General features: G+C 47.0%; 11 protein-coding genes. 9 read left to right on the plus strand and 2 right to left on the minus strand.

Annotated elements, in window-relative coordinates:
• The first annotated feature begins 100 nt into the window (after positions 1-100).
• Positions 101-2,146, plus strand: coding sequence for an oligopeptidase A (prlC, locus tag CWI81_RS11870; RefSeq protein WP_126785525.1), 2,046 nt, complete (start codon positions 101-103; stop codon positions 2,144-2,146).
• A 9-nt stretch (positions 2,147-2,155) separates the two neighbouring features.
• On the opposite strand, the gene CWI81_RS11875 is transcribed toward prlC, so the two are convergent.
• Complete coding sequence (locus tag CWI81_RS11875; protein WP_126785526.1) at positions 2,156-2,368, minus strand: DUF2970 domain-containing protein; 213 nt, start codon at positions 2,366-2,368, stop codon at positions 2,156-2,158.
• On the minus strand, positions 2,368-2,694 hold the full coding sequence (locus tag CWI81_RS11880; protein WP_126785527.1) for a hypothetical protein: 327 nt from the start codon (positions 2,692-2,694) through the stop codon (positions 2,368-2,370). The genes CWI81_RS11875 and CWI81_RS11880 overlap by 1 nt, the downstream gene beginning before the upstream one ends.
• A gap of 131 nt (positions 2,695-2,825) precedes the next feature.
• On the opposite strand from CWI81_RS11880, the gene rpe reads away from it, so the two are divergent.
• The 8 genes from rpe (at position 2,826) to astD (ending at position 12,307) form a co-directional block, all read left to right on the plus strand.
• The gene (gene rpe, locus CWI81_RS11885) at positions 2,826-3,503 is read left to right on the plus strand and encodes a ribulose-phosphate 3-epimerase (protein ID WP_126785528.1); all 678 of its coding nucleotides are present in this window, start codon (positions 2,826-2,828) and stop codon (positions 3,501-3,503) included.
• 1 nt (position 3,504) lies between these two features.
• On the plus strand, positions 3,505-4,512 hold the full coding sequence (trpS, locus tag CWI81_RS11890) for a tryptophan--tRNA ligase (protein WP_126785529.1): 1,008 nt from the start codon (positions 3,505-3,507) through the stop codon (positions 4,510-4,512).
• A 7-nt stretch (positions 4,513-4,519) separates the two neighbouring features.
• A complete protein-coding gene (locus tag CWI81_RS11895; protein WP_126785530.1) occupies positions 4,520-6,580 on the plus strand; it encodes a putative bifunctional diguanylate cyclase/phosphodiesterase in 2,061 nt (686 codons plus the stop codon).
• Positions 6,580-7,179 carry an anthranilate synthase component II gene (locus tag CWI81_RS11900; protein WP_126785531.1) on the plus strand — a complete coding sequence of 200 codons (600 nt, stop codon included), beginning with the start codon at positions 6,580-6,582 and terminating at the stop codon, positions 7,177-7,179. The genes CWI81_RS11895 and CWI81_RS11900 overlap by 1 nt, the downstream gene beginning before the upstream one ends.
• On the plus strand, positions 7,180-8,355 hold the full coding sequence (locus CWI81_RS11905; RefSeq protein ID WP_126785532.1) for an HDOD domain-containing protein: 1,176 nt from the start codon (positions 7,180-7,182) through the stop codon (positions 8,353-8,355).
• A gap of 206 nt (positions 8,356-8,561) precedes the next feature.
• Positions 8,562-9,785 (plus strand): aspartate aminotransferase family protein, encoded by a 1,224-nt coding sequence (locus CWI81_RS11910; protein WP_126785533.1) that lies wholly within the window; start codon positions 8,562-8,564, stop codon positions 9,783-9,785.
• 15 nt (positions 9,786-9,800) lie between these two features.
• Entirely contained in the window at positions 9,801-10,823 is a 1,023-nt protein-coding gene (gene astA, locus CWI81_RS11915) for an arginine N-succinyltransferase (RefSeq protein ID WP_126785534.1), read from the plus strand.
• A gap of 14 nt (positions 10,824-10,837) precedes the next feature.
• Positions 10,838-12,307 (plus strand): succinylglutamate-semialdehyde dehydrogenase, encoded by a 1,470-nt coding sequence (astD, locus tag CWI81_RS11920; RefSeq protein ID WP_126785535.1) that lies wholly within the window; start codon positions 10,838-10,840, stop codon positions 12,305-12,307.
• Positions 12,308-12,316 lie beyond the last annotated feature (9 nt).

Genomic DNA, 12,316 nt, shown 5'->3' on the forward strand with positions numbered 1-12,316 from the left:
AAACATAATTGCAGATCGTTAGCTTGAAGAAACCCGTATAACCCCAATATCTAAACTTATAGTTATTCGATTTTAGAGACCAAGGTTAAAAGAGGCGTAAATGACACATAACCCGTTGTTACAAACTAATGCGAGTGGCGAAAGCCTGCCTGATTTTGAGGCTATTAATCCTGAGCATATAAAGCCTGCCATGGAGCAGCGCATTAATGAAGCGAAACAAGCTATTGATGATGTATTAGCTGCTGGTGACTATAGTTGGGCCGGGTTGGTAGAGCCGCTAACTGATGCCGACGAGCGTTTGGAGCAAGTCTGGGCGCCTGTGTCTCATTTAAATTCAGTGGTCAGCACTCAAGAGTTGCGGGAGGCGCATGACGCCTGTCTGCCAATGTTATCTGACTATATGACCTTTGTTGGTCAGCACAAAGGTTTGTTCGATGCTTACAGTGCTTTAAAAGACAGTGATGAATTTGAGCAGTTATCCGAAGCCCAACAAAAACTGGTTAATGATACGCTCCGGGACTTTCGGCTATCTGGCGTCGACTTGTCACCGGAGAAGAAAAAGCGTTATGCCGAAATCTCCGCTGAATTATCAGAGTTGTCCTCTAAATACAGTAATAACTTACTGGATGCGACACATGCATGGAATTGTCACATTACCGATGAAAGTCGCTTAGCAGGCTTGCCTGAAAGCGTAAAAGAGGCGGCGGCAGAAGCCGCGGGTGACAAGCAGGGATGGTTGTTCACACTGGATATTCCAAGCTATTTACCGGTGATGTTGTATGCCGAAGACCGAGAGCTGCGCCGCGAAATGTATCAGGCGTTTACTACCCGAGCTTCTGATAAAGGGCCAAATGCTGGTGAATACGATAATAGCGCGATTATGGATAAAACCATTGCGTTACGCCACGAAATGGCTGAGCTATTAGCGTTTGATAATTACGCAGAGATGTCATTAGACACTAAAATGGCGGATTCGCCGGCTCAGGTGCTTGAGTTTCTCGATGATTTGGCCAATCAATCTTTACCGCAAGCTAAGCAAGAATATGCAGAGGTTGAGGCATTCGCTGAGCAAGCGGGTCTATCCCAGCTGGAAGCATGGGATGTGCCGTACTACAGTGAGCAGCTTAAGCAACAGCGGTATGCTATCTCGGACGAAGTTTTACGGCCCTACTTCCCTGAGCAACAAGTGCTGAATGGATTATTCGAAGTTGTGAAAAGACTGTTCGGAATGACCGTCAGTGAGCAAAAAGACGTGAACAGATGGCATCAACATGTGCGCTTTTTCCGTATTCACGATGCGGACGGTAATTTGCGCGGCAGCTTTTACCTGGACTTATACGCACGCTCAGGAAAACGCGGGGGTGCATGGATGGCTGACTGCGTGGGGCGGCGCCAGAAAACGAGTGGAGATATTCAATATCCAGTCGCTTTCTTAACCTGCAACTTTAATAAACCCATTGGTGACAAGCCCGCACTCTTTACTCATGACGAGGTATTAACGCTCTTCCATGAATTCGGTCATGGCTTACACCACATGTTAACTCAGGTCGATACAGCCGGTGTTTCAGGTATCAATGGTGTTGAATGGGACGCGGTTGAGTTACCCAGTCAGTTTCTTGAAAACTGGTGTTGGGAACCCGATGCACTAGCTCTTATTTCCGGTCATTATGAAACCGGAGAGCCGCTGCCGGAAGAGCTATTGAAAAAGATGCTGGCGGCTAAAAACTATCAATCCGCCATGCAAATGGTTAGGCAACTTGAGTTTTCTTTGTTTGATATGCGTCTGCACTATGAATTTAACCCGTCAGAAGGTGCACGTATTGCTGATATTCTGCAACAGGTTCGGGAGCAGGTCGCGGTTCGCATGCCACCGGCATACAATCGTTTCCAACATAGCTTTGGCCATATCTTTGCAGGCGGCTATGCGGCTGGTTATTATAGCTATAAATGGGCAGAAGTGTTGTCCGCAGATGCCTTTGCAAGGTTTGAAGAGGAAGGAATCTTTAGCGCAGCAACCGGCCGCGACTTTTTAACGGCGATTCTTGAGCGTGGCGGTAGCCGTAGTGCTGCTGATTTATTCGTTGAATTCCGTGGGCGCGAACCTGAGATAGGGCCACTACTACGACATAGCGGAATCGCGGCTTAGCTAGTCAGGTTAGGCAGGGCTGTTTGCCAGCACCAGTTTCACGATGGCAATCAGCCCTAATACCATAAGTGCTGCCAGTACTACGCCTACAATAATATATATGAGTGGATTGCCGTGCTGAAAATCGCGCTGCCGGTTGGTGTCACTCTGCACACCGAAAAAAGCGGCAATAACGCTTAGGATAGTCGCAAAAATACCAGGGCGATGCTTAGACTCAGGCATTATAAGGAAGATTGCTGATTAAACTGATCGTTTGCTTTTTGTTTTTTGTCGGCCGAGCCGAATAGTAACTCAAACAAGTCAAAAAAGTGAAATTGTGCCGAGCGGCTCTCCCCTTTCACCCAATTGCTCCAGGTTACCGCATTTGCAGGAGCTTCGCATTGCGAGATGGCTCTTTGGTTTTCAGAGGAGGACAGTAGTTGCTCGCATTGTTGCGTTGAGTTACTGACCGATGTAACCGGGGAAGCAGGAGACATCAACAAATATGCCGACAGGGAGAGTCCTGTGACGATTGCTGTAGCTGTTGCATATTTGATCGTAGAAGACATCAAACAGTTTCCTCCGTGGTTATCGCTGATTAATTTATCAGCGAATTGTTACAATTACTAGCATTTACTAACAATTTTTTTGTCCGCTGAGACCTGCTATAATTCGCGCAACTTGAGTTCAGGGGAAAACCATGCAACCACTTATTGCACCGTCTATTTTGTCGGCTGACTTCGCTCGCTTAGGTGAAGAGGTCGAAGAGGTTCTTAACGCTGGCGCGGATGTTATCCATTTTGATGTCATGGATAATCATTATGTGCCCAATCTAACGATTGGTCCGATGGTCTGCAAAGCGTTGCGCGATTATGGCATTACGGCGCCCATTGATGTGCATTTGATGGTAAAACCGGTAGACCGGATTATCCCAGATTTTGCCGCGGCTGGCGCATCAATTATTACTTTTCATCCAGAAGCATCGGAACATATCGACCGTACCTTACAAACCATAAAAGAACATGGTTGTCAGGCAGGACTCGTGTTTAACCCCGCTACTCCGTTGCACTATCTGGATTACGTAATGGATAAGATTGATGTCATTTTATTAATGTCGGTTAACCCGGGGTTTGGTGGGCAATCTTTCCTTCCCTCAACACTTGATAAGTTGCGTCAGGTAAAAGCGCGCATTAAGGCGAGTGGAAGAGAGATTCGCTTGCAAGTTGATGGTGGAGTTAACGTCAATAATATTGGAGAAATAGCCGCTGCTGGCGCGGACATGTTTGTTGCCGGCTCAGCGATCTTTAATCAGCAAGACTATGCTGAAGTCATTCAGCAAATGCGTCAGCAAATTTCAATGTCAGGATCAGGAAAATAAGATGTCAAAACCCATTGTACTGAGTGGATGTCAGCCTTCGGGGCAGCTCTCAATTGGTAATTATATTGGTGCGATAAGTAATTGGGTGAAAATGCAGGAAACCCATGACTGTAAATTTATGTTGGTGGATTTACACGCCATTACTGTACGTCAGCAGCCCGAGCATTTAACGGCTGCAACATTAGATGGCTTAGCCCTTTACCTGGCCTGTGGTCTTGATCCTGATAAAAGTACGTTGTTTATTCAGTCCCATGTGCCTGAGCACGCCGAGCTTGCCTGGATTTTAAACTGTTACACCCAAATGGGCGAACTCAACAGGATGACGCAATTTAAAGACAAGTCGGTGCGTCATAGTGGCAATATCAACGCTGGCCTGTTTACCTATCCGGCATTGATGGCAGCTGATATTTTACTGTATCAGGCAAATGAGGTTCCAGTAGGAGATGACCAAAAGCAACATTTAGAGCTGTCACGTAATGTTGCGGAGCGATTTAATAATTTATACGGAAACGTTTTTACGATACCGGAGCCGATGATACCGAAAGTGGGAGCGCGCGTAATGTCGTTGCAGGAACCCACTAAAAAAATGTCAAAATCTGACGATAACCCAAATAACTATGTTGGTTTATTGGAAGAGCCTAAAAAAATCGCTAAAAAAATAAAGCGTGCGGTGACAGACTCTGACGAGCAAGCGCGGATTTACTTTGATCCGGCCGAAAAAGCCGGGGTCTCAAACTTACTCAGTATTTTATCGACAACCACCGGTCGCCCTATTGATGAATTGGTGCCAGAGTACGAAGATAAAATGTATGGGCACCTAAAGAAAGACGTTGCGGAGTCTGTGGTGGCGATGCTAGAGCCTATTCAACAGCGTTACCAAGAAATGCGTAACGATCCGGAATTTCTACAACAGGTAATGAAACAGGGAGCTGATAAGGCCCGGGAAAAAGCTGCAGAAACGTTAAAAGACGTTTATCAGGCGGTTGGTTTTGTACCTTACCCAGGCTAATTAAAATATGCCAGTTGATGAGTCCAGCAAGTTTTTTCAATTGCACAACAATATGGAAACCATGGCCAATATTGGTGGCTTTTGGTATCAGCCTGAGCTTGAAGAGCTGAGCTGGACGCGTCAGCTAAAACGCATTCACGGTGTTGCAGAAGACTTTCAACCTACCTATGCAAAAGCAATGGCATTTCATCTGCCGGCTCATCGTTTGTTTGTTGATCAGTTAGTTACCGAAAGCATTGAAAGCGGCGGTAGTTGGTCCACTGAAAGTGAAATTGAACGTGCTGATGGTAACCGTCGTTGGGTCGCTATTTCCGCCGAAGTAACAACCGACGACAGCGGGTACATTACTCTTTTTGGGTCAATGCAGGATATTACTGCGAAGAAACGCCGGCTGGCACAATTACAGGAGCAGGCGGGCACCCTCAAATCAACGTTGGATAACTTACTAGACGCTGTTATTACGATTGATAGCAATGGCTTGATTAAGCACTTCAGTCAGCCAGCAGAAAAAATGTTTGGCTATTCATATGCTGATGTAAAAGACAAAAATGTTAGCGTTTTGATGCCGGAACCCTACGCGTCAGAGCACGATAATTACATGCATAATTATCAGCGCACCGGCAAAGCCAGAATTATAGGTATTGGCCGCGAAGTAACCGCACAACGCAAGTCCGGCGAAACTTTCCCGGCGGATCTTGCTGTCACCGAAGTTAAGCAAGCGGGCGCTACTCATTATGTTGGTATTATTCGAGATATTACTCAACAAAAAGAAAATGCCAAGAGGCTCGAATACCTTGCCAACTTTGATGAGTTAACCGGGCTGCCTAATCGACACCGCTTTCTGGACTTGGTTGATAAGCAGTTAGAGCAAAGCATGCCGGTACTGGTTGCCGCAATCAATATTGATTATTTTAACCGGGTTAACACTTTGCATGGTCACGCTGAAGGCGACCGAGTGATTAAAATGATTGCCTCTCGCTTACGCAAACTACTGGGTAAGAGTGGGTGGGTCGCCCGTGACCTAGGGGACCGGTTTTGGATTGGCTTACCGACCAATGGCACTGCCCAGGATCCGATAAAACGACTTGAGCATATCCACCAGAAGCTTAGAACACCTTTTGTCACTGAGAATCAAGGCTATTATCTGACGGCTAGTGTCGGTGTCGCTTATTCAACTGAGGACTCAGAAGAGAATGCCTCGGAATTGTTGGGTATGGCCGATGCAGCGACTAATAAGGCCCGCAACCTGGGGCGGGACTGTATTAGCGTATACCGAGCTGAGATCAAGACGGATGTTAAACGGGATCTGGAAATAGAGAGTCAGATTCGTCATGCGTTAGGTCAGGGGCAATTCGAATGTTGGCTGCAATCAAAAGTGGTTGCTGATGGCAGCGTTGATGGCGCAGAAGCACTGGTTCGATGGCGGCGTGCCGACGGTCAGCTGGTGCGCCCAGATGAGTTTATTCCGGTCGCGGAACGGCTAAAGTTAATGATTCCGATCGGCATCGAAATGCTACAGCAGGTGGCTCAGGTGATTCATCAGCTAGAGCAGGCCAAGGTCCCCCAGGCGATTGCCGTTAACGTCAGCCCAGTCGAATTTCTGGCCCCTAATTTTGTTGAAAGTGTAAAAGAAATCTTCACCGAGGAAAGCGCTTCTTTATCGTTGCTAACGATAGAGATTACTGAGAGTTTATTGGTGTCCGGTGAGGAGCAAGTGCAGCAAAGAATGGAACAGCTTAGACTGCACGGAGTAACCTTTTCCATTGATGACTTTGGTACCGGTTATTCAAACCTTGTTCGGCTGCAACGACTACCGATCAATGAGTTAAAGATTGACCGTCAGTTTGTCCAGCAAGCTGAGGGAAACCCAAAACATAAAGCATTGCTTGACGCGATGCTATCGATGGCTAAGGCATTGAATATGAAGTCTGTTGCGGAAGGTGTTGAAACCGCCGAACAGGCCGACTATTTGCTGGCGCAGGGTGCCGACTATTTACAAGGCTTTTACTACGCGAAACCAGAGCCTTGCCGCAGCTGGCTTGAGCAGCAATTAAAGGCGCGCCGCTGATGGTCGTGCTAATTGATAATTATGATTCATTTTCGCATAATCTCGCCCGGTACTTAGTGGAGCTGGGGGCTCAAGTTCAGGTCTATCGTAACGATCAAGTGACGGTAGAACGGTTGCGGCAATTGCCGGTCAGCGCAATCGTCATATCACCCGGCCCGTGTACCCCCAGTGAATCGGGCGTCTCGCTGGAGGTCATTAAAAGCTTCGCCGGTCAGCTACCGGTTCTTGGTGTATGCTTAGGGCATCAGGCAATTGCACAGGTTTTTGGGGCGAAAATTGTCAGGGCAACCAATGTAATGCATGGCAAAATATCGATGATTTGTCATAATTCTCAGGGCATGTTTACAGGGCTGCCAAGCCCATTGCCGGTAACTCGCTATCATTCATTGGTAATTGCTGCCGATACCTTACCAGAGAGTTTTGCCGTGGACGCCTGGTTGGAAAGTGACGATTACGGGTTAGAAATTATGGCGATACGGCATAAGCAACTGCCAATTTTTGGTGTTCAGTTTCACCCGGAATCGGTAATGACGAAACAAGGCCACCAGCTTTTAAGGCAGTTTCTAGCAGTAGTAAATAACGATAAGTACGGAGAATAGATGTACGACTTTTTTGCAGTTTCTACCGAAGGTGGCAGTCAGGACCCGGCCGAGCGGCTGGAGAAACGGTTTATAAATTACTTGATTAGCTTTCCTTTTGCCCGTAAAAGTCGTGATAAGGCTGATGGCAAAGGTGATGAAGAGCTCGAGCAGAAACGCCGCTTGTTGCAGGTCGAGCAAATTAATCACGACGAAAGAGAGCGCATGAAAAAAGCGCGGCAACGTTATCAGGACCGTGTCTCTGAGGAACTGCATGAAGCCATTTACTATCGTATTTTAGAACGTATCGAAGATTCTGAGTACGTTCGCGAACGTTTAATCCCATTGCCTGAGAACTTACCCGAGCTGTTGGACTTACTCAGTACTAGGGCTGCGTCTATGCGGCGGGTTGAAAATATCGTGCAGGGCATGGACTGGTTCCATAATGGCGTACTGAAAACCGTGAACCAGCCGCCTTTCATTGATAAGCGACGCAAGGAAAAACAGGTTAAGCTGGAAAGCTTACGCACGGCCATGAGCTTTATGGGAGCAGAAAACTTACGAATACTAACGCCTTCCTATATTGTGCAACATTGGCTGCCGCCTTCAACCGCTCCATTTATGTTATTTCGTCGAAAAGTCTGGGAGCATAGCTTAGGGACAGCGGTATTAGCCCATGAAATTGCCATTAGCCAAGGTTTAAAGGACCCTGTTTTAGCGTACACCATAGGCATGTTTCATGAGTTAGGGAAAATTGCCCTAACCAAGCTTTATTTACGTGTGTTTGATGATATGCAACGCGAAATGGCGATGAAGTCCATCAAAGATAGTACGCCGGATAAACATAATGCTTTAGTAGAGCTTAAGCCCGATGAACGGTTCCTAAGGAACCTGATGTTAGAACAGGATAAAAAGGTCAGTTATTTGGTTGCTGAAGGCTGGGGACTACAGCGCGTTCCAATTAGTAAGCACTTACTTAGCTATACTCAGGCAAAATCGGCCGAGGATTATACAAACTATGCCAAGGTATTGGGTCAGGCAAATGCGTTCTGTGAATATCGCCTGTTGCGAGATGTCGACCTTGCTTCGGTCGAGGAGGGCCTGCAGTTATTGAAAAAACACGATGTCGACGCCAACCTGGCCAGTAAGCTAAACAATGTGAACCTAAAGCGGCCCAAAGTGATTGTCCCCAATTGATTTAGAACCTGACTATTAATGCGCCAATATAGGCCTTAAACGAATAGTTATTCCAATCCAGTGAAATTATACCGAAGCCCGCGTATATTCTGGCTTTAAGTCCAATTTAAAAAGACATAGCGGTTAATTTTTGGCATACTATACCGCTATTCATTTAACCATGAGCTCTTATCAATTAATTCGCATCAGCGATAAGGAAGTGATCAATGGCAGATAACCAGCAAGCAGTTTCAGTCACCCGCGATCTATTTAATGAAGTAATGGTCCCCAACTATAACCCAGCACAAATGATTCCTGTTAAAGGAGAGGGTTCAAAAGTTTGGGATCAGGATGATAAAGAATATATCGATTTTGCTGGGGGAATCGCGGTTAACTGTCTTGGTCATTGTCACCCGGCAATGGTCTCAGCACTGCAAGAGCAAAGCCAGAAGCTTTGGCATCTGAGTAATGTGTTTACTAATGAGCCAGCAATTCGTTTAGCAAAAAAATTAACCGATGCGACCTTTGCCGATCGTGTTTATTTTGCAAACTCAGGCGCTGAAGCTAATGAAGCGGCACTTAAGTTAGCTCGTCGTTGGGCTCTGGAAGAACATAATCAAGATAAGCAGCAAATCATAGCCTTTTCCAAAGGCTTCCATGGCCGCACGTTCTTTACGGTTACCGTTGGCGGACAGCCTGCATATTCTGAGGGTTTTGGGCCTAAACCCGGCGCGGTTGAGCATGTTCCCTACAACGACATTGATGCGTTAAAAGCCTTAATCTCTGATAAAACCTGTGCCGTTATGATGGAGCCACTGCAAGGCGAAGGTGGTGTGGTGACTCCGGATGCAGAATTTGTTAAAGCTGTACGTGAGCTGTGTGATGAAAACAATGCACTGTTAATCTTTGACGAAGTGCAAACAGGATTTGGCCGTACTGGTAGTCTATACGCATATCAGCAGTTGGGCGTGACACCGGATATTTTAACCAGCGCGAAGTCACTTGGCGGCGGCTTTCCAATTGGTGCCATGTTGACTACTGAAGCAATTGCAGCACACCTTAAGCCGGGTACGCATGGCAGTACTTATGGCGGTAACCCATTAGGATGTGCCGTATCCGAAGCCGTCCTGGACGTGGTCAATACTGACGAAGTTTTAAACGGAGTCAAACAGCGTGAACAGTGGTTAAAAGACCAACTTAGTGCTATTGGCGAAAAGTATGGGGTGTTTAAAGAAGTTCGTGGCAAAGGTTGTTTGATTGGTGCCGAACTGTCAGAGAAATTTGAAGGGCGAGCGCGTGACTTCTTGCTCGCCGGTCAGGAGCATGGCGTTATGGTACTTATTGCTGGAGCTAATGTTATTCGCTTCACGCCTTCTCTTATTATCCCGGAAGCTGATATCAAAGAAGGTTTGCAACGCTTCGAAAAAGCGGTTGCGCAAGTCGCCGGCTGATTAAGGAGCAAGGCTATGTTGCTGATCCGACCCATTGAGTCGTCAGATTATGAGTCGCTGTACAGCTGTGCGATAGAGTCAGGTCATGGTTTTACCTCGTTACCGGTTGACCAAACATTACTTGAACGTCGCATTGAGCGGGCGCGGCAGGCTTTTCGTAAAGAGGTTGTAGAGCAGCCTGGCGATGAGGGCTATTTATTTGTCATGGAAGATACAGGCACTGGCGAAATTGCCGGTGTCAGCGGTATCGAGGCTGCAGTAGGTTTAACGGAGTCGTTTTGGCATTATCGCTTGGGTAAAGTTGTTCACCATTCCGAAAAGCATAATATTTATAATGCGCTGGAGACATTGACTCTGTGTAATGACTACACCGGTGTATCAGAGTTATGCACTTTATTTTTGCGAGAACCATACCGGCGCAGTCTCAATGGACGTACTCTGTCTCGCTTCCGAATGTTATTTTTAGCGCAGTTTAAGGAGCGTTTTAGCGACTGGGTGATCGCTGAAATGCGTGGCGTGTCGGACGATAATGGCGACTCACCTTTTTGGCAGTGGTTACAGCAGCACTTTTTCTCTATGGACTTTCCAAAAGCCGACTACTTAAGTGGTGTTGGGGATAAAACGTTTATTGCAGAGTTAATGCCGCGCTTTCCGATATACACTAGCTTACTATCGGAGCAAGCCCGCTCTGTTATTGGCAAGGTGCATGATAATACCCGGCCGGCAATAAGGCTTTTAGAATCGGAAGGGTTTCGTTTCAGGGGCTTTGTCGACATTTTTGATGCCGGGCCAACAGTGGAAGCGGAAGTTTGTAATTTACGCAGCGTGCGTCACAGCCGATTAGTACCGGTCAAACTGGTTGAAACAGTCGAAACCGAGGGGCTTGAACCGCACATTGTGTGTAATACCCAACTGCAGAATTTTCGGGCTGCGCAAGTATATTGCCAACCGGAAACTAATGAGCTGGCAATAACTACCGAGCAAGCACAACATTTAAAATTATCATCAGGTGATGAGGTTCGTCTCGTCGCTTTGTAACAGGAGATCAGTTAATGAGTTCCAGTGTACAGTTTATTGATGGCTGCTGGTCAGCCGGTAATGGGAAAACATTCAAGTCAATCGATCCGGCACGTAACCAGCCCGTCTGGAGCGGTGCCGCCGCCGATGATAACCAAGTAGATGCTGCTGTCATGGCAGCTAGAAAAGCATTTCCGGAGTGGTCTCAGCGGTCGCTTGAAGAGCGGCTAGCTATTTGTAAGCGCTTTTCAGAGCTGCTTGCAGAGAACAAAGAAGAGCTAGCGCAGACTATGGCCGAAGAAACGGGTAAGCCAGTCTGGGAAACAAGGACTGAAGTGGGCGCAATGGTCGGCAAAGTCGCGATTTCTGAACGTGCCTATAACGAACGGACTGGCACGGTAGAAAATGATATGCCTGGCGCCAAGGCGTTCATTCGTCATAAACCGCATGGTGTAGTGGCGGTATATGGTCCTTATAACTTCCCCGGGCACCTGCCAAATGGGCATATCGTGCCTGCGTTAATTGCTGGTAATACGGTTGTATTTAAACCGTCTGAGCTAACGCCAAAGGTAGCCGAGCTGACGGTTAAACTTTGGGAAAAAGCGGGTATCCCAGCTGGCGTACTCAATCTGGTACAAGGTGAAGTGGAGACTGGCAAAGCGTTGTCAGCACATCCACAAATTGACGGCCTGTACTTTACCGGCTCATCAAACACCGGCCATTTGTTGCATAAACAATTTGGTGGTCGTCCAGATAAAATTTTAGCGTTGGAGATGGGTGGTAATAATCCGCTGGTCGTTACTAATGTCAGTGACATTGATGCGACAGTGCACAACATTGTGCAATCAGCCTATATTACCTCAGGGCAGCGTTGCACCTGCGCACGTCGGTTGTTTATTGAAGATACTGAACAAGGCCGTGCGGTGCTGGACCGGCTAGTGGAAGTGACCAAGAATATCGAGGTTGGCGATTATGAAGCAGAACCTCAACCATTTATGGGGGCAATGATTTCTGCGCAAGCGGCTGCCGGCATGGCCGATGCACAAAGTGAATTGTTGCGGTTAGGGGGCAAGTCATTAGTGAAATTAGTTCATGAAGACCCTAAAACCGGCTTAGTAACACCTGGTATTGTAGATGTTACCGATGTCGAAGATATCCCTGATGAAGAGTACTTTGGTCCTTTACTTAAAGTGTATCGCTTTACGTCATTAGACGAAGCAATTGCAGAGGCTAATAATACCCGTTATGGTTTATCGGCTGGTATTTTGTGTGATGACGAAGAAACCTATCGCTACTTTTTCAAACACATTAGGGCTGGTATTGTAAACTGGAATAAGCCAATTACGGGTGCCAGCAGCGCTGCCCCATTTGGTGGTATTGGTGCCAGCGGGAACCATCGTGCCAGTGCCTACTATGCAGCAGACTATTGTTCGTACCCTGTTGCTTCAGTAGAAGCTGATTCGATGTCATTACCTGAGAGCTTGGCGCCGGGGCTAAAATTTTAAATCGAGCGA

Source organism: Idiomarina seosinensis (genome assembly GCF_003987275.1).
In the GTDB taxonomy this organism is placed as follows: Bacteria; Pseudomonadota; Gammaproteobacteria; order Enterobacterales; family Alteromonadaceae; genus Idiomarina; species Idiomarina seosinensis.